This window comes from Vibrio penaeicida, from assembly GCF_019977755.1.
In the GTDB taxonomy this organism is placed as follows: Bacteria; Pseudomonadota; Gammaproteobacteria; order Enterobacterales; family Vibrionaceae; genus Vibrio; species Vibrio penaeicida.
Genome location: NZ_AP025145.1, coordinates 1,519,449 through 1,541,516, shown reverse-complemented (window position 1 = coordinate 1,541,516; position 22,068 = coordinate 1,519,449). Strand labels below are relative to the sequence as shown.

18 protein-coding genes are annotated in these 22,068 nt (G+C 43.3%); 7 read left to right on the top strand and 11 right to left on the bottom strand.

Annotated features, from left to right (window positions below; all coding sequences use genetic code 11):
• Window positions 1-206: 206 nt before the first annotated feature.
• The 4 genes from LDO37_RS25145 to LDO37_RS25130 all read left to right on the top strand — a co-directional run bounded on the left by LDO37_RS25145 (window position 207) and on the right by LDO37_RS25130 (window position 3,641).
• Complete coding sequence (locus tag LDO37_RS25145; RefSeq protein ID WP_126608943.1) at window positions 207-968, top strand: 1-acylglycerol-3-phosphate O-acyltransferase; 762 nt, start codon at window positions 207-209, stop codon at window positions 966-968.
• 20 nt (window positions 969-988) lie between these two features.
• Window positions 989-1,465, top strand: a complete 477-nt coding sequence (locus LDO37_RS25140) for a DM13 domain-containing protein (protein WP_399481372.1) — start codon at window positions 989-991, stop codon at window positions 1,463-1,465.
• Window positions 1,466-1,575: 110 nt separating this feature from the next.
• A complete protein-coding gene (locus LDO37_RS25135; RefSeq protein WP_126609201.1) occupies window positions 1,576-2,412 on the top strand; it encodes an alpha/beta fold hydrolase in 837 nt (278 codons plus the stop codon).
• Window positions 2,413-2,579: 167 nt separating this feature from the next.
• Window positions 2,580-3,641 carry a polysaccharide deacetylase family protein gene (locus tag LDO37_RS25130; protein ID WP_101110938.1) on the top strand — a complete coding sequence of 354 codons (1,062 nt, stop codon included), beginning with the start codon at window positions 2,580-2,582 and terminating at the stop codon, window positions 3,639-3,641.
• A 165-nt stretch (window positions 3,642-3,806) separates the two neighbouring features.
• Here the strand turns inward: LDO37_RS25130 and LDO37_RS25125 are convergent, their stop codons facing one another.
• From LDO37_RS25125 to LDO37_RS25075, 11 genes are all read right to left on the bottom strand, one after another.
• Window positions 3,807-4,526: a hypothetical protein gene (locus LDO37_RS25125; RefSeq protein ID WP_126609202.1), complete on the bottom strand. Its 720-nt coding sequence runs from the start codon at window positions 4,524-4,526 to the stop codon at window positions 3,807-3,809.
• A gap of 14 nt (window positions 4,527-4,540) precedes the next feature.
• On the bottom strand, window positions 4,541-5,947 hold the full coding sequence (locus LDO37_RS25120) for a hypothetical protein (RefSeq protein WP_126609203.1): 1,407 nt from the start codon (window positions 5,945-5,947) through the stop codon (window positions 4,541-4,543).
• Window positions 5,948-6,082: 135 nt separating this feature from the next.
• Complete coding sequence (locus LDO37_RS25115; protein ID WP_224055496.1) at window positions 6,083-9,550, bottom strand: TIM-barrel domain-containing protein; 3,468 nt, start codon at window positions 9,548-9,550, stop codon at window positions 6,083-6,085.
• A gap of 513 nt (window positions 9,551-10,063) precedes the next feature.
• Window positions 10,064-10,750, bottom strand: coding sequence for an HAD family hydrolase (locus tag LDO37_RS25110; protein WP_126606550.1), 687 nt, complete (start codon window positions 10,748-10,750; stop codon window positions 10,064-10,066).
• Window positions 10,751-10,894: 144 nt separating this feature from the next.
• Window positions 10,895-11,584: a DUF3047 domain-containing protein gene (locus LDO37_RS25105; RefSeq protein WP_126606549.1), complete on the bottom strand. Its 690-nt coding sequence runs from the start codon at window positions 11,582-11,584 to the stop codon at window positions 10,895-10,897.
• Window positions 11,585-11,609: 25 nt separating this feature from the next.
• Entirely contained in the window at window positions 11,610-12,062 is a 453-nt protein-coding gene (locus LDO37_RS25100; protein ID WP_126606548.1) for a hypothetical protein, read from the bottom strand.
• 373 nt (window positions 12,063-12,435) lie between these two features.
• Window positions 12,436-12,756 (bottom strand): hypothetical protein, encoded by a 321-nt coding sequence (locus LDO37_RS25095; RefSeq protein WP_126606547.1) that lies wholly within the window; start codon window positions 12,754-12,756, stop codon window positions 12,436-12,438.
• Window positions 12,757-12,793: 37 nt separating this feature from the next.
• Window positions 12,794-13,174 carry a cytochrome b562 gene (locus tag LDO37_RS25090; RefSeq protein WP_126606546.1) on the bottom strand — a complete coding sequence of 127 codons (381 nt, stop codon included), beginning with the start codon at window positions 13,172-13,174 and terminating at the stop codon, window positions 12,794-12,796.
• A 195-nt stretch (window positions 13,175-13,369) separates the two neighbouring features.
• Window positions 13,370-15,076: a pyridoxal phosphate-dependent decarboxylase family protein gene (locus tag LDO37_RS25085; protein WP_126606545.1), complete on the bottom strand. Its 1,707-nt coding sequence runs from the start codon at window positions 15,074-15,076 to the stop codon at window positions 13,370-13,372.
• Between the two features lie 68 nt (window positions 15,077-15,144).
• The gene (locus tag LDO37_RS25080; RefSeq protein ID WP_126606544.1) at window positions 15,145-17,049 is read right to left on the bottom strand and encodes a methyl-accepting chemotaxis protein; all 1,905 of its coding nucleotides are present in this window, start codon (window positions 17,047-17,049) and stop codon (window positions 15,145-15,147) included.
• A gap of 347 nt (window positions 17,050-17,396) precedes the next feature.
• Window positions 17,397-18,488, bottom strand: coding sequence for an ABC transporter ATP-binding protein (locus tag LDO37_RS25075; protein WP_126606543.1), 1,092 nt, complete (start codon window positions 18,486-18,488; stop codon window positions 17,397-17,399).
• A 286-nt stretch (window positions 18,489-18,774) separates the two neighbouring features.
• Between LDO37_RS25075 and LDO37_RS25070 the strand changes: the two genes are divergently transcribed.
• The 3 genes from LDO37_RS25070 (at window position 18,775) to LDO37_RS25060 (ending at window position 21,881) form a co-directional block, all read left to right on the top strand.
• Entirely contained in the window at window positions 18,775-19,695 is a 921-nt protein-coding gene (locus LDO37_RS25070; protein WP_126610230.1) for a carbohydrate ABC transporter permease, read from the top strand.
• On the top strand, window positions 19,695-20,546 hold the full coding sequence (locus tag LDO37_RS25065; protein WP_101110953.1) for a carbohydrate ABC transporter permease: 852 nt from the start codon (window positions 19,695-19,697) through the stop codon (window positions 20,544-20,546). Before LDO37_RS25070 ends, LDO37_RS25065 begins: the two co-directional genes overlap by 1 nt.
• A gap of 108 nt (window positions 20,547-20,654) precedes the next feature.
• Entirely contained in the window at window positions 20,655-21,881 is a 1,227-nt protein-coding gene (locus LDO37_RS25060) for an ABC transporter substrate-binding protein (RefSeq protein ID WP_126610231.1), read from the top strand.
• The last annotated feature ends 187 nt before the right edge of the window (window positions 21,882-22,068 follow it).

Below are 22,068 nucleotides of genomic sequence, written 5' to 3'. Positions count from 1 at the left end.
GATCTTTCGAGGCGATTTTTGCAATCAATGAGGTTACTAAGGCATTAAGATGATGGCTGAGCAAAAGTTGCATTTGATTGAGATTGAGTGAAAACTCTAACTCTGCACTCAATTAACGGTTACCGAACTTTTCATATTAAGTTAGCTTGAGTATAACAATCTGAATTAGTGCGGTTTTAGCCGCCATACTCGATAAGGAGAGAGTTTTGCTTGCTGTTCTACGATTATTGTTAGTTGGGGTGTTTTTGGTCGTTATTACTATATGTGCCTGCCTATACTGTGCTTTTAACCCTAGAAACCCTAAACATGTTTATACATTTTGCCGTTGGTTTAATCAGCTCCATAAGCTCTTTGGCATAAAGCTGGTTCAGCGTGGGTTGGAGAATGCACCAACACCTGATAACAGTGTCTATATTTCTAATCATCAGAACGTGTTTGATTTTGTCACTTCTCCCGGCATGTTACGCCCAAGAACCGTGACTTTGGGAAAACGGGATTTGTTGTGGCTTCCATTCTTTGGTCAGCTTTACTGGATTACAGGCAACATCTTGATTAACCGTGAAGACAAGTCCAAAGCCCGAAATACAATTAAGCAAGTAGCAGAAGCCATTCATCAACGTGATTTATCTGTATGGATTTACCCAGAAGGAACCCGAAGCAAAGGGCGTGGTTTGTTGCCTTTTAAAACAGGGGCGTTTCGTACTGCAATCGAAGCGGGTGTGCCTATTACGCCAATGTGCGTCAGCAATGCTCATAATAAGTTTTCACTCAACCGCATCAACAATGGCATAGTGATTACTGAAATGCTGGAACCCATTGATGTGTCGGATTATCAGCTAGCGGATGCTAGAAAACTGGCGGATAGATGCCATAAGTTAATGAGTGAAAAAATTGCAGAACTCAACAAAGAGGTAGAGCGCTTAGAGGCGTCTAGCAATAACCAGCTAAGTTCAAAACCACAGGTTTAATCTTTACTCAGGTGAATATAATGAAAATACGTACGTTGGCTCTACTTGTTGCTACTCACGGCGTTGTTGGGGCGTTGGGGTTTGGTGCCGGTATCTATGCGCTTCCTATTCTTACTGCGCCGCCAGCTCCAAGTACGGCTGTGATAGAAGAGAAATCCCTTGAAACACTGTTTACTGCTCAATTTAAAAAAGAACTCGAAGACAGTGATGCGCTTCATTGGGGGGAAGGAGCCGTTTCTATTGGTTCAGATTTTATCACTCTGGAAGGAGAACTTGCTCCAGGGCCAGACTACAAGCTCTATCTTTCGCCAGAATTTGTAGAGACAGAATCGGATTTCAATCGGATAAAATCGCAAATGGTTCAAGTGGGAGACGTGAAAACTTTTGAGAATTTCGTTGTTGAAGTACCAGCAGGTATCAAGCCAGAAAACTTTAATAGCGTGATAGTTTGGTGTGAGTCTTTTGGGCAATTTATTACAGCAGCAAAATACCAATAATTTATCCCATAAATATTTTATAAAAGTGTGCTTATCGCGCACTTTTTTTTGTTTCAATAGGCTTTGGGTTGGTTAAGATTAAGCAATATCAAAAGGGAGCATGAAAATAAGTGTTAGTCGAAAAATGGTTACAAATAGATGGGGATAGCCTGTATTGCTTATCCACGCAAAAGGTAGAATCTCAAGAAACACTCGTCCTTATTCATGGTTTAGGTGAGTCCCATCAATGCTTCGCTGATGCCATTGATTGGCTGCCCAATTACAACCTAATCATGTTTGACATGTGTGGTTATGGCTATTCACCTGCTTCTTGCTCTTCCCATTCCACGGAAACGCAAGCAAAACGTATTCTAAAAGCGTTAGATCAAATGGGCATTGATAGATGCTACCTACTCGGGCACTCATGGGGAGGCGACATTTCCACGCTGGTCTGCCAGTTTGATACGAATCGTATCGTTGAGGGGTTCATTAATGCCGAAGGCGGGCTTCATGAAGAGAGCATCATTCTTTCTCAAATCATAGCGGAACAATATTCGGGATTAACAAAAGCGGAATTCTCTGAGTGGGTGAAAGGTGAAGGGTTCGCAAAACGGTTTACCCTTAAATGGCATCATGGTGCTGGGGTTAAGTATTTGTCCTCGCTTAGGCGTTGTGACCCATTAGTGTTGGGAGAAACGGCGAGTGAGATCTATGCTCAACATGATACTCAGGATAGCCGTGGTGTTGTAAGTTGGGGGCAAATATTCGAAAACCTATCAATACCCACTACTTATTTTTGGGGAACCCAGAGCCTAGAGGGGTGCGAGCGAGCCCTTAACTTTATACAAACCTTAAACAATGTTTCGTTTAAAGGCGCGAATCACTGGGTGCAAAATGATCCATCGCTTTTCTACGCCGAGGTCGAAAAGTTCATTGTGAGCGCATCAAAGAAAAACCAAGAACTATAGATTAGAAACTATACCCACGGCATTTTCTTTGCTGAAGGTCTCGGAAATTATGTTAATTATCAATTACATGTTTGGGTGAGTGTCTGATTGCAGTTCTTTTATAAAACTTTGAAGATCGCGTATAAGTAGCACAGGATGGTTGTCGGTTGTTCAACAAGGATAATACGATGACTATCAATAAGTTAACTATGATGGCTTGCGTTGGGCTTTTGTCGGCACCTGCTATGGCAAGCACTCAACTGGATTACGAAATTGCGAATTGGAAGGGGTTCCAAGACGCAGCGGTGGTACTGGCGTTCGACGACTACTCGCCAGGTCAGAAAGACATTGCGATTCCTCAGCTTATGGAACGTGATATGGCAGCGACGATATTTGTCACCACATCAACGGCAGAATGGCTAGGATGGGAGCCTATCGTTCAAGGTCATAATGCTGGCATTGAAATGGCTAACCATACGGTACTTCACCACGATTTTAACGATGATTACACCGACTGGCAGGGCATAACGCACCCGCCAGTTACTCCAGATCGTTATGATGATGAAGTGAAGTTCGCCTCAGACAGAATTGAAGCGAACACGGGTAAGCGCCCAACAACATTTGCTTATCCATTTGGTAGCTACAATAGCGATATTGCTAAATATCTTCACGACACAGGCTTCATTGCAGCGCGGGCATGGGATCCGGCTAAATATGTGGTGATGCCTTACGACTTTGCCACATGGGAAGGGGCGTATTACTACCTTCGTTCAACCAATGCTTACATTCTTCAAGACTTGGAAAAATTTGAATTTGTCTTGGATTTTGCATTGGAGTCAGGCGGTTTGTATATCCTAACTTGGCACAGTATTGTCGGACCAGATGGCGGCGCCGACTGGAGTGATTTGGTTCCGCAAGATGTGTTTGAAAATCAGCTGGATATTGTGAAATCCAAAGATGATGCTTGGGTAACCACGTTCGAAAAAGCAGTGAAATATCACAAGCAAAAAGCGGTTGCGACTGTCGATTTAGTCAGCGTAGATGAAAAAGTGATGACGCTAAACTTAACCGATACCCTAGCCGATGAAGTCTACGACGAGCCGCTGACACTGAAAGTGAAAGTGCCAGCACAATTTGGTGTTAAGAAAGTGGAGCAAGCAGGACAAGCTCTTGCGTTCAAATGGGATGATCAATCCATTATCTTCGATGCAACGCCAGACCGCGGTGAGATAGTTATTCATAATTGGTGATTTTGATATATGGCTTGGTCTTAATGGATTTAGCCTGCTTATCTATAGAGCTCGATGGGCATTAAATAATGCTATAAAGCGCATGAAAAATCCGATAAACACTGTTTATCGGATTTTTTTATAAGTAACCTCAGCTATGAATGATAAAACAATAAAGGATGGAGCTTACCTTCTAGGATGCAATTCCGTTACCAACCAGATGCAGTCGGTGTCTGAATAGTATTGATGCCAAGGGTAGTCATACCTTTGCTCTACGGGGTCACTAACGACGCAGAACAATTCGTGCGTATTCCCTTGCGCTAAAATGATGTCTTCATAAAGCGACTCTTTTCGTTCATCTTTGAACTTTTGCATCCTTCCTACACCAACTATCTGAGTGTGATACTCAATAAAATCGTCGGTTTCATGGTTGTGAATGGCGCAGTCGGTACGTGATGGCGCATACCAAAGGTTGACCTTAATATCACAAACAGGAAGAGGGCTCTGATCGAACGTAGCAATGTCTGGTTGAATAACACTCCCAACGGTTGTGATGGGTGAGCGCCAAAGTGGAACACCATTTAAGCCCTCACCAAAAATGTCACTAGCAAGCTGCCAGCCATCTTGAAGGACAACATTACCAAGGTTTTCTTGAGTCACGACGTTTACAAGCAATACCTGCTTAGCCGAAACAATGGTCGTGTCTTGTGAAACCAATGATTTACGAGGGGCTAAACGAGTCACTGGGTCGCCTGATAGAACAATGTCTTCATCACTTACGTTGATGATAATAGTGCGTTCGCCAATGGGGTAAAGTTCGGCAGCTTCGATATAGGCGCCAGTGATATGTTTGCATCCAAAATCAACGTCTATTTTGCGCGCGCATTGCTCATTATGATATTTCATGGGAATAATCTCTTTTACTTGTTGGAATCGATAATGTTTAAGTGGATGTAGAGCTGAGGTTCGTCTTCTTCATAGTAAAAGCGGACTTTGTATCCAATGGTGGCGATGTCTTTTTTTCCATCTTGGTTAAAATCAGCCAGCGTTGCACGTGCAGTTGATTTCTCAAACACCCTGACGACATCGAATGAGTTGCTTTCAAGATCGCTGACCTTTCCGTAAATAAGCCCTGCGGGTGGACGTAAGAAAACACCAATAAATTCGTCGGTTCCATCTTGGTCGAAGTCATGAGTCAGCATGTAGTGTCCAGTCCCAAAACCTTGGGAATCCACTTCACCAAATTGCCCAATGACATTTCGCTGCCAAGCCCCGTCTTTGTTTACGTATGTGGCGAGTTTGGTGCCGTGGAAAGGCTCGATTGCAGCGATAAATTTGTGCGGTTGTCCATTTACTTTCCCTGGAGCTGGCGTATTGGCTCCGGTAAACCAGTTCACGGTTTTGGGTTCATTTGTTACGGGGTTAATGTACGGCGATAGATCCGTTTCACCTTTACTCACAGGCTCGATGTGCCATTTCTCATCTCGGCCAAAATAGAGCCAATTGATCCCTTCTTGGCTGCCCACTAATAGGACATCAAAATCGCTTAGGGCGTCATTTTTCCCTACCCAAGCATCATGAATGACATGGAAATAGCTATCCATAATGATGGTTTTATCCCAAGGTTCTACTTGTTTAGGGTTGGTTGGAACCGTATGAATAGCAAGGGGAATTGCAGCGTGAACATTGTGTTGTTTTCCGGTGACGGGCATGGCAATGATTTGGGGTGTGGTGTCTTGCGTAAATTTGCCAACCACAATTCGGTGCATCGCCGTGTGATTACCAATAAGGTGCTTCACCCATGGCTTATCTTGCTCTATACCTTTCATTCCTGGGTTTTCTAACCAAAAGTACGCTCCTCCACCGTTTAAAGGTTCATTAACGTCTTTGCCATATTCGTTGCTCATCAAAATATCAATGTCTCCGTCACCATCGATATCGACTTTATTCAACGCAACAGGCGTATCGAGATCCGCGATAACTCTGTGCTTCCACGACTGGTCGCCTTGATCAATCTCGATTCCAGGGTTTTCAAATAAGTATATTTTTGACTTCAACGGGTACGAATAGACATTGTCATCAATCAATACCTTTGAATAAGCACCGAGTCCAAACGTTACGATGTCGGGATAGCCATCGCCAGTAAAATCGGCGGATTCAATCATATAGCCGTCTTCAAACGTAAAGTCTTTGCTGACTAATACCGATTGAAAATACTCGTCACTGACTGGTACTTCTGGCTCTGTTTCTGCTGCGGCATTGCTTACAATTGCTGACCCCGAGATTGCGAGCAATCCGACGGCAACAATACGGAAAGTTTTAATCATGGTTTTTCCTTGATTCATGTTGGGTATTAATCCCAACGCAAAATTTGTTGAATTTCTTTTTGAAATGAGCCACCCAAACAAAAGGTTTTGCTTGGGTGGCGATAGCATTGCTTTTTCTGTTATGGGAAACAGCGGTTACTTATACGTGACCTGCAATGTGTAGTTAGGCGCATCTGCTAGGCTGTAAGCATCTTGGTGAACGTCACTTGCCACAGGCGTAAGCGTTTGAAGTGAAGGATCAAAGAACACTTTCACAAACGATGTACGAATGCTGTGGTTGTAGTACCAAGCGTTTGTTTGGCTGTTTGCAAGCGCTTCTGCGTTTGCTTCGTCCGATCCAACGTTGATGAATTCAATGTGTTCATCCACGGAAGGTGATATGTTCGCAGACACCAATTTGATGGAAGATAGTGGCTCGGTTGGGTAGTCCGGATCATCTTGAATAGCGACGTAGTAGTGATCTTCCAGTGGAGCATAGTTGTTGTGCAACCATGCTAGGCTGATGTCACGCTGCTTATCGTTAACAAAATGATGGTGGATACGTGTTTTTCTGAACTCACTGTTGGCCAGCGGATCCGCACCTTGCTCGACCAGACCTTTCGGAGCGGACGAACGGCTTTCCCCATCATCATTAAACATGATGTATTCCGTTTCTTTACCCGGATAGATGTTTAACGTAACTGGGTTCATCTGATGGCTTTTGTTCAGTTCGCCAACATATTGCTCAAGTTCAATGGTTGGTAGAATAGCCCCTTCGCGAACATAGATAGGCACAACGAAAGGTACTTTGTCTGGCGATGCACTGATTTGAGCGTTGTAACCGATGATCTCGGTTCCGCCTTCAACGGCTGCCGACAACGGCTGAGTATTGTTTTTGAATGAATACCAACGGCTGCCACTTGGTACATAGATATCACGATAGCCATTCGCACCTGTGTTTTCCTTTTTAAGGACCGGTGCAATTAACAAGCTGTCCCCAACCATGAATTCGTTGTTGAGGTATCCTGCTTTGTCGTTGTATAGCGCGTTGTCATGCCCATCGGATACGATAAGGGGCTTCACAATGGGTAAACCGTCCAATGTATTTTTGAACAAACCATCGTAGAACACCTGCATCAAGCGGTAACGCAATTGAACGTAGTACTGCGATATAGGCAGTACAGCCTCATAAAGGTATTTTTCGCTTGGGCTTACCTGATCGATAACGTCTTGGAATTTGTACGGTTCTTGGAATTTCTTGGTGCCTTTACGCGAGTAATGGTTTCTAAACCAAGGTAGGAATGCACCTGCGCCAATCCAGCGGCTGAACAGTTCCGGATCCGCCCACTCTTGTGCAGTGCCGTTTGCAGGCTCAAATCCACCAATGTCCTGACCAGACATACTTTGACCCGCCATGCCCAATGCGAGAACCTGCGAAATATTGATTTGCAGGAAGTCCCATTCAGACGCGTTATCACCAGTCCAAAGCGCCGCAAAACGGTGCATGCCTGTAAACCCACCACGACCAACGATGAAGTTACGCTTGTTGGCACGTCTGGCTTCGATGGTCAGAGATTGCTCGAGAATGGCTTGGACTTCAGCTTCGTACTGCTTGAGCGACTTAGGAAGTGCGAGCTTAGCTTTGGATGGAGTAAGCACTTTATACAGCTGGTGGCTTGCATCAATAAGTTCTAGTTTCTTATCTTTCACAAGCGCGTTAATGATGTTTTGCGATTCCTCTACAGTTATCCCGTTTTCACCAACCGTGGTAAAGCTATATGGGTTGATTAGCCATAGCGTATTCAAACCATGGTAAGTCGCTTTGTGGAGGTTGTAAGAGTACAAGTTTCTGATCGATGCAGCTGGGGCTCGGTCACCTTTCGCCAGTCTTTGCTTGGCTTTGCTGGATTCACCTTCGTATTTCTTCAACGAGTTATCGGAGACGAGCTGCTCGAAAGGTAACGAACGGCTGTCGCCCGTAATTTTGTCTGGAATACGCCAGTAATCATCAGCGCATGGTGCGTAGATGTATGTGTTTTCTTGTTCACTCGGGTCGGGGATTGCTGGCGTGGTCATGTCTTGCCAAACCATTTCTAATCCACGGGAGTAGAGTAGGCGGTACTGTTGACCCCACCATTGGCGTACTTCTTTACGTGCAAAATCTGGGTAGTGACCAAATGTTCCTCGCTCACCACCGTAGTAAACACCGCCTTGATAGAAAATTTCGCTTGCTTCAGAGTTTGAGCTTCCGCCGTTGATTTGGTCGGCAGAGATAAACAGCCCGTTTTTGGCGCCACTTTCAAAGGTTTTGTAGTCGAAGTTGACGTAACTGACGACTGGAGTAATGTTTGTGCTGCATTTGATGCCGCGACCAGCAAGGGTATCAAATGTATCAGCAGGGAAGGAATCTTCGTTCATGGTAAACGTACAATGGTTAAATTGAACATCGACGTCGACGTGTAACCCATCAAGTGGAATGCTGTTTCCACGGTAGCCATTGGTCACATCTTCGAGGTCGTATTTGTTCATGTAACCGTAACACCCTTGCTGGTTACCCAAGCTGTGGCGAGGTTTTAAGCGCGTTTTACCTACAAAATTATAATACTGTTTCAGTACATCTTGCGTATCTTCACCAAGATAGAAGTAGTAGTCTAGGTCGCCGTAAATACTACCAAACAGGTATTCTCTGTTGTAGTTGTAGCTACCCAAATCAAAGAACGTTTCTGATAAATTATCGACAAATATTCCATAAACGACTTTTTTGTCATCATAGCGATTTGTTTCAAGGAAAAATGGATTGGAATCGTATAATGGTTCTCGTATATCCTTTGGTCCATTATTATATATTTGTCTATAACGCATATTATCAAAATTAAAATACGTTAGCCTACTTCCGTTTCTAATGAAGTTTTCGCCTCCCTTTTCACCAAACCCAATATATTTCGCCTTTTCTGGCATTTCCTTCGCTTGAATAATTGAGTATTCTAATTTCTCGCCAAGATCATCTGAGTATTTTACTCTCTTGCGATAGTAAATAGAGTTGAATGCATCTTGGTGTGCCAGAATATAATCGCTTCCATCAAACTTATAGACCGAAAGCTGATATGGATTTTTCTTGATAACCAGTTTCATGGTTGCGATGTTTGTTGCAGAATCCTTAACGAACACCGTGAAATCTATGCCTGTCTCTTCAATCTCTAAAGCAGGTGAAGAAAAACTGCTGCACAGTTGTTGCTCACTATCCATAACGATGGATCTGGAGTTTGCTTTAGGGTAAAACTCGGCGTTCTCTGCTAGTGGGTGGAACCTTAACCTGAATACTGTCGGGGTCGGGAAGCTAATTAGAATGGCACAAGGAGTGCTTTCATCGGTTTCAAACTTAAGCTCGATGCTGTTGTCCGTTGGCTGGTTACAGCCTAAAACGAAGCCGAGTGTAGACCAATCTCGATAGGTTTGAATCTGCCCATCATCTTCAAAGAACTCTTCAACAGTTTTAAATTCAAACTTATCGGAAGGCTCATACTTCCCTTCAATTTTTGACAGATTATCCGTGTTAACCGATAACGATTTATTATCTTCTTTATTTTTTATAAATAGATCGTTCTCATCTACTTTTTTATTCATATTTAATTCCAACTTAACGAGTTTATAGTTTGTATCGCAAATATTATCTTTGACTATAATTAGATTTATATACAAATGAAGATATTTGCTGGAATAAGAGTAGTAGACATTTTTAGAGTGGGGATATTATTTTGATAAAAGTTTTTGCTATTTTATATTAGTATTTCTTTTCTATTTTTATTTGAAATTAATATTAGATTATGTTTTGGGATTAACACATACTCAAGCTACCTCAATATGCAGGGTTCAGAGCTCTACCTTCTGTGTCAGTTCAAGGAAAAGAACGCAGTGGAATGACGAGTCCTTTCCAAGTTCTTTGACGATGAAATGGGACAGAAGATAAGCTCCCAAGGGCGAGTTTGCTTGGATTTCATGCTGCGTTACCAATTCTTGATTTAGAACCACTAGATCTTCAAATCGGTGTCTTGCCTGAAAACCAAGCAATTCTCGCTGAACCTAGCTTCTTGAGGTAGCTTGAGTATACAAGTTTATAATTAATGTAATTTGATTGAATTAAGATAATAAAAGCTGTACTTCTTTTAAGTTTCTTGCATGTTCGAATAGTAAAGAGTTGTGAGGCGCAGGGTGATAGCCTGATAACCAAATGGCTTTCATTCCGGCATTTATTGAGCCTTGTACATCGTTTACCGGATGATCACCAACGTAAATGCATTCGCTCGTAGAGTAGCCAGCACTTCTCGCTGACTCTATAAAAATTCGGCTATCCGGTTTCTTATAGCCGGCCTTTTCAGAGCTTATTATTTGAGAAAAATGGTGTGAAAATGACGTAGCGTGTGCTGTGCGTTGACGGCTCCACTCCTCTCCATTTGAAATTATGCCTAAGTGGAGACCTTTTTCCTTGAGTGTGGAAATCAGTTCATGTGCATGGTTCATTTCAACGGCACATTCAGGAATGTTATTTTTCCAAAACTGCTCGATTTCAATGGGAAGAGGAGGGGAGTGCCAGTTCAGTTGCTTGGGGAGTTCATAGGCGATAGCGGTGTAGATCCGTTTGTATGGAGAGTCCGGTTTCAGGTAGCCACCATTATCCAGTGTTTTAATCAATGAAGATATTTTATCTATATCACTCTCAACTAATTGCTTGGAAAAATGGTCATAGAACTTCAGAGCAAAGCGATCGATACTCGCATTTCGATCAACGAGGGTGTTGTCTAAATCAAAGTAAACCGCTTTAATCATTTATTATCTACGCCTCTCTGAGCCTTCGCTTTTTAAGTAAAGCGATGCTATCTAACCATTTGATATCAATAATGTAAATATGATTGTTTGGTATAGGCTGAGAATACATTTCTGAATAGCTAAAAAACGCCCCAAAGTCAGTGCCTAATTAGCGCTAAAGACGATATCCCCGTAATAGGTTTCCGCTTTTGATTGGCTGTTGTCGGTATCGGTCATAATGGCGACAACATCAATGTATTGATAGGCTTTTTGATTTGCTTTGTCGCTGCCTTTGTCGCCAACGTAAGTAATGAGATCTTGGTATACGTTGCGTTTCTCACTATACCAGTGATGAGTCTGTGATTTGACTCCCTGTACGGAGAGCATTTTTACTTTTGAACCGACGTACGCATTGTCCCAAACCTCTCCCTTGTCTTGCGAGCTGGACCATACGTAATTAAGGGATTGGGTCCGCCAAGCCATTAACCCCCCATCAATTACTACATAGAGCCGAGCGGCGTAGTCATCGCCATTTTTTGAACGTTCGTCCAATTGAGGAAGCTTCTCTTCTACTCGCCAACTCCAATTTAGGTAAGGGGTTTCAAGTAGGTTAATTTGCTTCGCTAGAATTAATCCAGATGCAGCACCCTGACTAACCGCTCTTAACACTTTTTTATCGTCCAGCTTCACGGTTTCGTAACGCGTTTGACCTGAAAAGGACTCCTGTTCCCACTCTTGCGTATTTCCGTTTGTGAGCAATATTTGGCTCGTTTGAGCACATAGCGATGACGACCCGAGCCCCATAAACAAGATAAATACGACAGTACCGATCGGATATACATTGGATATATTCATCAACACCGTTCCCTTACTTTAACGTTTACTCATTGATACGGCGTACTAAATATCCATCACCTTTCGATGCGGTGAGATCGAGTATGATTGGCTTTCCGCCATAACCATGTACGTTGCATTTGGCTCTTACGGCCACCTTGGTAATAGATTGAGGTATTTGAATGCCACACTTACTGCGCGTAAAGGGCTGCTCATTGTCATGAGGGTGGGCGAGGGGGCGAACACCCAGAACATTGCCTTCCAAATCGATGACCTGCCATTCGTCGGCATAATGCTCCCAACTTTGGTCGTTGTGTCTTACGGTTGTGTGAAAACACCAACTTTTGTTTGCATTTTGTACCGCCTTCACCTGCTTAACTTGCGCATAATCTAATGAGGTTGAGTAATTGTTTAAATCGAACCCAAGTGAAAAAGGCGAGAACAGAGTACTTAAAGAAAGGAGGAGTGAGGTGCGTCCTAAGCCCAATAAATGCTTCATTTTGAGTCCTATGTTTTTGAGTCGAAAATGGTATCCATCCATAAAGACCGCCAACGAGCGACTTTTGCTTCAGCAGGTAGAAGATGAGGTGACGCAGGTGTGATCTTGATGCGTGATTTGTCTTTAGCGAGTAATAACGATGCGTTAAATGCCCCTTTGGTTGCGGTATCTGTGTTATACGTTACTGCAAGTAATGCATCACAGTGTTTATATACTCAAACTACCTCAAGATGCTAGGTTCAGCGAGAATTGCTTGATTTTCAGGCAAGGCACCGATTTGAAGATCTAGTGGTTCTAAATCAATAATCGGTAACGCAGCATGAAAACCAAGCAAACTCGCCCTTGGGAGCTTATCTTCTGTCCCATTTCATCGTTAAAGAACTTGGAAAGGATTCGTCATTCCACTGCGTTCTTTTCCTTGAATTGAAACAGAAGATAGAGCTCTGAATCCTGCACCTTGAGGTAGCTTGAGTATACTACCAAAAGCGAGCCACACTCCGGAGCCTTGAGTCACTGCATTTAAGTTAGACGCAGGGCTAAGAGTAACGTTACCCAGCGGAACGGATAAATACGCTGCATTGCGGGGCAAGCAAAATTCACATTGGCAAGCCCTTGCTTCATAATTTTCTAGTGACTGGCTCAAAACGATCTTTGCAGAGCAACGTCCACATTCACATTTACTGATGTATTCCATTGTGGACTCCGGGTTCATTAGGAAAGTATCGTTCCGATTAGCCAAACAACGTCGACCAAATACTGGGCTTCTTTTTGTCGTGGTATTCTTTTCTCAGGTCGTCTATTTCTCTCAGTATCGTTTTCGCACCGTTAAGGTCATCGTTATCTAATTTTGATTCGAGCCTATCAACAGCATCTGTGAGCTTGCTAAAGCCGCTTTGGAAAAGTTCTTCACGCTCTGGTGGGAAGCTCGCATTTGCAGATTGTAAAACGAGTTTTTCAAATTCTTCGATAGGTGCTCTCATCTCTTCTACTGAGCTTGCTTCGGCTGCCTGGTTAAAAGCCAGCTTCATTTGCTTCATGTTGGCTGAAAGGTCAGATTTAGCGACGGCGCTAAATGCGACGAGAGAAGTGAGTAATATGATTGCTGATTTCATTGCTTATCCTTTATTTTTAAAAGGAATTGTAGCCTATGTATCATTTTCTGGATATGAAAAAGCCGGCGGATACCGGCTTTGAGTTTTAACTTGAGTTAACTGAACAATTTCATGCGGTTAGGCATGAGAACAACGTTACACTCTAAATTATGGTCCGAATTATTTATAGCTTGAGAGCTATTTATGGCTTGAGAACTATTTATGATTTGAATAGTACAAACGTTCTAAGAATGCTTCTATGTGCTCTCGCTGCGTGGCAGGGTTCATAAAGACGGCTTTTTCACCTGGGATGTAAGAATAAATCCCTCGTCCTACATAATTAGAACGTGAAATAAATTCTACCCAGTTGGTGTATAAGCCTGTTTTGCCACGGTTGTTAAAGATATGGCGATGGAATTCACTATTGTGTTCCATACGTGATTTTATCGCTTCATTGTTGGTGCTGTGTCGTTCTAACTCAAACTCTTCATTCGCGTCTTTAACAACATTGCGGTCATACAGGCGGAAAGTCACACTAGGGCCTTGGTTTTCCGGCACCACGACCTTACATGCTGAGTCTTTCATTAACTGATGGCGCATGTAGTTCGCATTTTGTAGGCTGTGAGCAATAAGCGTCTGATACCCTTCTAAGCCCATGTATTTGAGTGCTGAATAAGCGCCAAACAAGCCCGTCGCACCACGAGAACACTCTATAGTGGACTGAAGGTGAGTGTCTTCTTGAAGATCGTTTTCAAAATAAGAGAAGTTTTTAGGATCGTTTTTAAGCGCGTCCATGTCTTTCTTGTTTTTAATCATCACAAGGCTAGACGTGTAAGGAACGTAACCCCATTTCTGGAAATCAACGGTAAATGAATCTGCGTATTTCAGTTCACGCATACGAGCAGCTACACTTTCAATACCGCTCAATGTTGCTTCGTTAATACCGATTGGGTTACCAGCAAAGTCATAGTCTATGAAGAACATCATCGACCAGCCTACAGCGGCGTCCACATGAATATGCGGTTTTACTGCGATGTCGTATTCCTTACACAGGCGTTCGCGAAGGTCATACACCGGTTTAACCTGATCAATTGCAAAGGTATCGGTTGTGCCCATCGTTAGCATGATGGTTGGAACCACGGTATTCACGTCGAAACATGCGCGCATGCTGCGTTCTAGATCGACCAAATCAATTTCGTGGCTTTCTGTTACCTTAATTCGAATAGTCTTATTGGTGATGTCGATACCAAGCAGCGAAAGGTTAGTCATATTGGAATAGTGACCACCTTGTGAGTTCAAAATGCGGTAGTCGCGAGTGGAATCTAGCCCTTTATAAATAGCCTTAGGTAGTGATTTTCGAAGACCAAGCAAATAGCCATATAGGTTGCAGAATGTGCCGCCTTGGGTGAACAGCCCTGTTGATTCGTTTTGATCGTAACCGACTACGTTGGCAATCTGGCGAACCACATTTTTTTCTAGCTGTTCTGCCATTCCAGCGTATTCACTGTAAACCAAATTAGGGTTTGCGAGCGTTCCCATCATTGCGCCATAAATTGCGGGATCGGATGGCATGGTAATAACATTTTCAACGGAAGAGGGGTTTTCCCAGTCTTTTGATAACGCTGCAGCAAATGCCAGTACGTCGTCTGGCTTTCCTGTTGGCTTCATGCGGTTTGCGGGCACATGGTTTTGATTCAGCAAAGCCTCATGAAGTTCAGAGCTGTTGGAAAATGCACCCAAACGTTCGCTTGGTTGAAGGTGTTTCGAACGAAAATGATTAAGAGCGGCAAAACCAGGATCTTTGTAGACCGGCCACAAGTTTTCGTCGCGAGAGAAGAAATCACGAAATACTTCGTTATATAGCTTCGTAAACTCTTGAGTGGTGTGGTTTGCTTGTGCGTCATTCAACAAAGAAATGTCCATAGTATCTATATCCTTATGGAAATATTTTGTTACAAGAAGAAAGGGCATCATTTCTGATGCCCTTTTGTTTATTGAACTTTAAATTGACCGACTAGATGTTCTAGGTGGGCATTGGATTTTGAGAGTGACTGTGTCACGGATACCGTGTCTTGACCGCTCGAAACAAGCGACTCGACGATATCTCTAATGGCGAGCATGTTGCGTGAAATTTCATCTGAAACGGCGCTTTGTTCTTCAGTCGCCGTCGCAATCTGGCTGCTGATGTCGTCAATCTGATTTACTGAGTTAGAGACAATATCTAAGCTGCCAGAAACCTCTGACGTTTTTTCTGCTGTGATCTTACAGCGTTCTTTTGTCGTCTCCATCGCGTTCACGACTTTGTCGGTGCCATCCAGAAGGCGAGTTAGCATGTCTGAAATTTCAGTGGTGCTGTTTTGTGTTCGAGCAGCGAGGGCACGAACTTCATCTGCTACTACAGCAAAGCCTCTACCCTGTTCGCCTGCACGCGCGGCTTCAATCGCAGCATTAAGCGCAAGAAGGTTTGTTTGTTCAGAAATGTCACCAATGACGGAAAGTACCGCACTGATTTGGTTGGCATCGGTATTCATTACTTGAATACGCTCTGCCATTTCTTCTACTTCGTCCACTAAAGAGCGAACCGTTTGAACAGCATTGTTAACCACGGCCTTTGAATTGTGTGCTTCAGAGGCGGTGGATACGGTAACTTGAGAAGACTGCTGCACACTTTCAGCTACTGAACGCGCACTTTCACTCATCTCAGTAATAGAGGTAACCACTTGTTCGGTTTCTGCCGAATGCGAAAGCAGCATTTGCTCGTTTTGGTTAGCCGATGTGGTGAGTGTTCGGATTCCTTCAGAAATTTGAGCGCTAGATTGAGTGATCTCGCCAATCATGTTTTGAAGGTTAGACACAAACTTGTTAAAGCCTTCAGAAATCTGGCCTAAGTCGTCATTTTGCTCGACCTTAAGGCGCGCTGTTAAGTCACCATTTCCATTTGAAAGATCCAACACCGCGGCTTTCAAGTGATCTAATGGTCGGAACAATTGATTGATTACAAAGAAGATAATGATGGTTGAGATGGCTAGAAGCAACAGCCCAACAAAGATCGATGCTTTCACTGCGTCGTTGACATCAGATAATGCGGTACTTTGATCAACAAAGACCATAAGGGTCCAGAAGTTCTCGTTATCTACTTTAATACGTTGGAAGTAACCATCAAAGTCGATGCCTAAGTAAGGGAATTGAACCAAACCATTTTGACCAGAGCGGAAGCCATTTTCGATCACTTGGAAAGTAGGGCTAACTTGAGAAGGTGTTCTGCCAATATCGGTAGGGTCATCACTCGCAAAAAATTTGTGGTTACGATCAGACAAGGTTGCAGCACCACCAGCAAATCGCATAGAACCCACTTGGTTAACAATGCCATCCAGATTTACGTCACCGATCAGCACAGCAATTAACTCACCGTTTTGATAGACCGGTGCTGAAATGCTCATAACTTGTTTTTTGGTGATGATGTCTTGATAAATATCACTGGTGATGGTTTTTCTGCTCTGCACCGTATCAGTAAACCAAGGGCGGGTTAGATAGCGGTCGGTCACCTCTTTAATGCCGCCGTCATCAGACATGTAGTTACGACCGTCGGTGTAGGCAATCATTATTGCCGAGATCAAAGAGGTTTCAGAGAGAAGAAGAACTCGGTCTATGTTTTCTTGATCGCTTAGGTCATTGCTGAAATGCAAAGCCCCCTGATGGATGGTTCGAATTTTCGATTCCATCTCGGTTTCAATTTCTTTTACATGACTGTTCAGTTTTTGCTGAGTGGCATTTTGAAGCCCAGCAATCATTTCGTCTTTAAGGTTGATGATACTAATCGTTGCCAAAATTGACAGAGATACCGCTACCAGCAAGACAACACTCAAGTTTATTCGTGCTTTAAAACCTAATCGCATAGCTACCCTCACACGTTGGTAAGTAAATTTATTGTTAGTCGAAAATAGAGCTATTCACGGAAATAAATTCCGACAAACGTTAGTTCACTCAGTGTTATGTATTATCAGTTTTATGAATACCGAGCTAATATTCGGCGGATTATGACATACTAATAAAACTATCTATGAGCTTTTTCTAGGTTGCACAATACATAAGTGTGATGATGATCACGTCAAAAATGAGCTTATTTCACAAGCATCAAAAGTGAGAAAAAATATGGGTGGATTATGTGAATTTAGAGAAATGGTTGAAACAATTTTTTACACTGATTTGGAGGGGAGTTGGGAGGAAAACCCTCCCGAATTGGTTATTTTGCTGTTACATTTTGACCGTTTTGATAAAACAGATGAATATCTTGAGCTTGGCACCCAAGCGTTAACGACTGATATTTACTAACGTCTTGATCACCCGGTGAATACACTGTGAATCCATCGATCCCCAATGATTGCCCAAACATATAAGTACTGTTCCCGAGTCTTTCTACTACTTCGCTATTGAATTGGAATTGAATATCACTTTCTTCTCCAATTATGAGATGTTCGGGTCTTATTCCGAGAGTAAGCGATTCTCCAGGCTTTGCAGACAATTCGTTTTTATACGGGATGGTTATTATTGAATCGTCGGGGGACTTTAATGTGAGCGTTTGAGCTGAATATGAAATTAATTGTGTGGGGATGAAGTTCATTTTGGGCGAACCGATAAATCCGGCGACAAATTCGTTGATGGGGTGATGATACAGATCGAGTGGCGTTCCTACTTGTTCTACATTGCCCGCCCGTAATACGACTATCTTATCGGCTAATGTCATAGCTTCAACTTGGTCGTGCGTTACGTATACCATGGTGTTTTGCAATTCTTGGTGTAACTTCGCTATTTGAAGACGCATTTCCACGCGCAATTCAGCATCCAAATTGGAAAGCGGCTCGTCAAACAAGAACACTTTAGGGTTACGCACAATGGCGCGACCAATCGCTACCCTTTGCCTTTGACCGCCCGACAGCTCTTTTGGTTTACGTTTAAGCAGTGGGTCCAGTTGTAACGTTTTTGCAGCAACAGCAACTTGTTTTGCCACTTTTTCTTTAGAGTGACCCGTCATCTTCAACCCAAAGCCCATATTTTCTTCTACGGTCATATGGGGGTAGAGCGCGTATGATTGGAAAACCATGGCGACGCCACGTTCAGCAGGATCGACGTCGTTAACAATTTCGTTTTCTATTTCAATCGTCCCATCGGTAATTTCCTCAAGTCCTGCGATTAACCTGAGTAGAGTTGACTTCCCGCAACCGGAAGGACCAACAAAAACGACAAACTCACCATTATTGATCTCTAAGTCTACGCCGTGAATCGTTCTTATATCGCCATATTCTTTTATGACGTTTTGTAGAGTGATGTCTGCCATTTTGGACTCCCAAGTACAAGCAAATAGAAATAATTAAAATTTAAAATACGTGAACGAGCGTTTTTTGTTAGCGACTTGTTAATAATAGTTGATCGTGATCAACTAAAAAGGCCCCGTTTTGATGAATTTTGTGGAAACGTTTACATTTTGGGTTTTATACTGTGCAAAATTACGCCGATGATCCTATATTGATAATACACACAGGTAAGAGGCAGCATTTTTTCGCAAATCGCTTCTACTTTGATTCAAAGCGATTTGGGCGAAAATTGAAAAGGAATGCATGAAAATGGAACAATCTGTGAAAACGATATACCCCCGAAACGGGATGCCTTCAGCAAAGAGGAAAAGAAGTACACTTCGGCGATATACACCGTGGTTATTTTTGTTGCCTGCAATGGCGATTTTTCTGGTTTACGTGATTTACCCAATCATAGACAGCATTTGGTTGAGTTTTTTTGAATGGGATGGATTAGGCGAAAAAACATGGGTTGGATTGGGTAACTATGTCGAGCTGTTTGAATCCGAAGCTTTCTATACCTCTTTGAAAAATAACTTTCTATGGCTGATCTTTTTCATGATAGCGCCCCCCGCAGGGCTAGCAATTGCGCTTTTCCTTAATCAGCAGGTTAAAGGCATTCGGGTTGTTAAATCTTTATTCTTTTTCCCATTTGTTATTTCGCAAGTAGTTGTTGGGCTGGTATTTGCGTGGTTTTACGATCCGACATTCGGCTTATTTAACATCACTTTATCAAGCATGGGTTTCGAACCTATCGCAATTTTATCGGATGAAGATTATGTCACCTACGGCATTATTGCCGCTGGTTTGTGGCCTCAGGTGTCGTATTGCATGATTTTGTATCTCACTGGGATGAACAATCTCGATCCTGAACAAATTGAAGCGGCGCGTTTGGATGGCGCAAAAAAATGGCGAATGCTTTGGTATGTCGTCCTCCCTCAGCTCAGACCCGCCACTTTTATTGCCATTGTCGTTACCGTTATTGGCGCACTTCGATCTTTCGATCTAGTGGCAACCATGACCGCAGGTGGTCCTTGGGGTAGCTCTTCTGTTCTGGCATATCAAATGTATGAAGAGTCGATTTTCAATTATCGAATGGGGTATGGAGCTTCTGTCTCCGTTGTTCTGTTCTTAATCATGGACGTTTATATCGCTTACTTCTTGTGGCGTATGTTGAGGAGTGAAAAGTAATGTACCCACAACCCATTCAAAAAGCCGGGCGCTTTACCAATATTAGCTATCGTGTTGCTTTGCCTATTTCGATTCTGATGTGGCTGCTTCCTCTTATGGCGGTAATGATGACGTCTATTCGATCCATCGAAGATATCAACAAAGGTAACTACTGGGGTATTCCAAGCGAGATACAATTTTTCGAAAATTATTCGCAAGTGTTCACTTCAACCCCGATGGGGCAGTACCTACTTAACAGTCTTATGATTACCTTACCCGCAGTTGCAGGTGCTGTTGCGTTGTCTACTCTTGGTGGTTATGCCCTCGCAAAATTTAACTTCAAAGCCAATATCTGGATATTCGCCACCTTCATTGCCGGGAATTTTGTTCCATTTCAAATCCTTATGATTCCGGTACGCGATCTAACGATAACTTTCGGCTTATACGACACACGTTCGGCATTGATCTTATTCCATATCGCTTTTCAGGCAGGGTTTTGCACCTTGTTTATGCGTAACTTTATTGTCGGAATCCCTGATGCGTTGATCGAAGCGGCTCGTGTTGAAGGTGTAAGCGAATGGCGAATTTTCTGGCATGTCGTGTTGCCACTCGTGAGGCCGGCACTGGCTGCACTCTCGGTATTGGTGTTCACCTTTATTTGGAATGATTTTTTCTGGGCTCTGGTGTTAGTACAAAGTGACGAAGTAAGACCGGTGACAGCAGGGCTAAGTGCGTTGCGCGGTCAGTGGTTGGCTTCTTGGCAGTTTATTTCTGCTGGCGCTGTTGTCGCGGCAATACCGCCAGTTGTTCTATTTTTTACGATGCAACGCCACTTTATTGCCGGGCTTACACTCGGGGCGACAAAAGGATAATCGCATCGAAACTAAGGCATAAGATTTTCAACGGGTTTGGCAAAAGTAAAACAATAATAATCCTATTTTGGATCACAAAGAGCACCGCTCAACAACAAGGACCTTATTATGAACTACGTGAAACACATTGCGACTTCGGTGATGCTCGCAGCCTCAATAGCCAGTACCGCTGTTGCTGGTACGCTGGTGATTAACTCAAATGCATCGGACGCTGCGCCAAAGAAAGCATGGGATGAAGTCGTCGCGCGCTTTCAAAAGGCAAATCCGGATGTCGAGGTGAAATACAACCTCTATGACCACGAGTCGTACAAAACGACGATCCGCAATTGGTTGGTGACGTCGCCACCAGATGTTGTGTTCTGGTTTGCAGGTAACCGTATGAAAACATTTGTGGATCGTGGGTTGCTAGAAGACGTCAGTGATCTGTGGGCACAAAATGGTATGAACGAAGATTTCTCTTCCGCTGCGCCTGCTATGTCGGTCAATGGGAAGAAATACGGTGTGCCTTATACCTATTACCAATGGGGCGTTTACTACCGTAAAGATCTGTTTGAAAAATTTGGTATTTCAGAGCCTAAAACGTGGGACGACCTAAAATCCGCTGCCGCTAAATTGAAAGCGAATGACGTGGCTCCGTTTGCCATTGGAACCAAGTACTTGTGGACAGCTGCGGGTTGGTTTGATTACTTGAACCTTCGTACCAATGGTTTGGATTTCCACATTCAGCTAATGGATGGAAAAGTGCCTTATACCGATGAACGTGTGAAGAAGACCTTTGCGAAGTGGGCTGAATTGGTTGAGCCTGGTTACTTTTTGGAAAATCACGCGTCCTACTCTTGGCAAGAAGCGCAGCCTTTCCTCTACAACGGAAAAGCCGCGATGTACCTAATTGGTAACTTCATCACGCCAAACTTCCCACCAGAAATGGATGGCAAAATGGGCTTCTTCCAGTTCCCTGTGATTGATTCATCTGTGGGCTTAGCCGAAGACGCGCCTATGGATACCATTCATATTCCTAGCAAAGCGAAGAACAAAGAAGAAGCACGCAAATTCCTAGCGTTTGTCGCGACTCCTGAAATTCAATCATTGATTAACGACAGCATTCTTCAAATTCCAACCAACAAAAAGGCCTCAGTTAAGGACGATCCGTTCTTGAACAAAGGCGTAGCAATGTTAAGCAGTGCAGCAGGCACAGCACAGTTTTACGACCGAGATACCGATCCTGCGATGGCGAAAGAAGGGATGAAAGGGTTCCAAGAATTTATGGTTCACCCTGAGCGCCTAGACAAGATTTTGAAGCGCCTTGAAAAAGCGCGTCAAAGAACCTTTAAGTAAATCGGTTTGATTTGCCGCAGTGTAGGGCTGCGGCATTCTTTTCTCTTTTTAAATTGGGCATCAAAGAGCCTTGAAACGTTATGTTTCTCAAGACTGTATGTTCTCAGGACTATATGTTTCTTAGGGCTTAATGTCTCTTAGGGCTTAATGTTTCAAAAGACTTTATGTCCCCCAAGACTTTACGTTC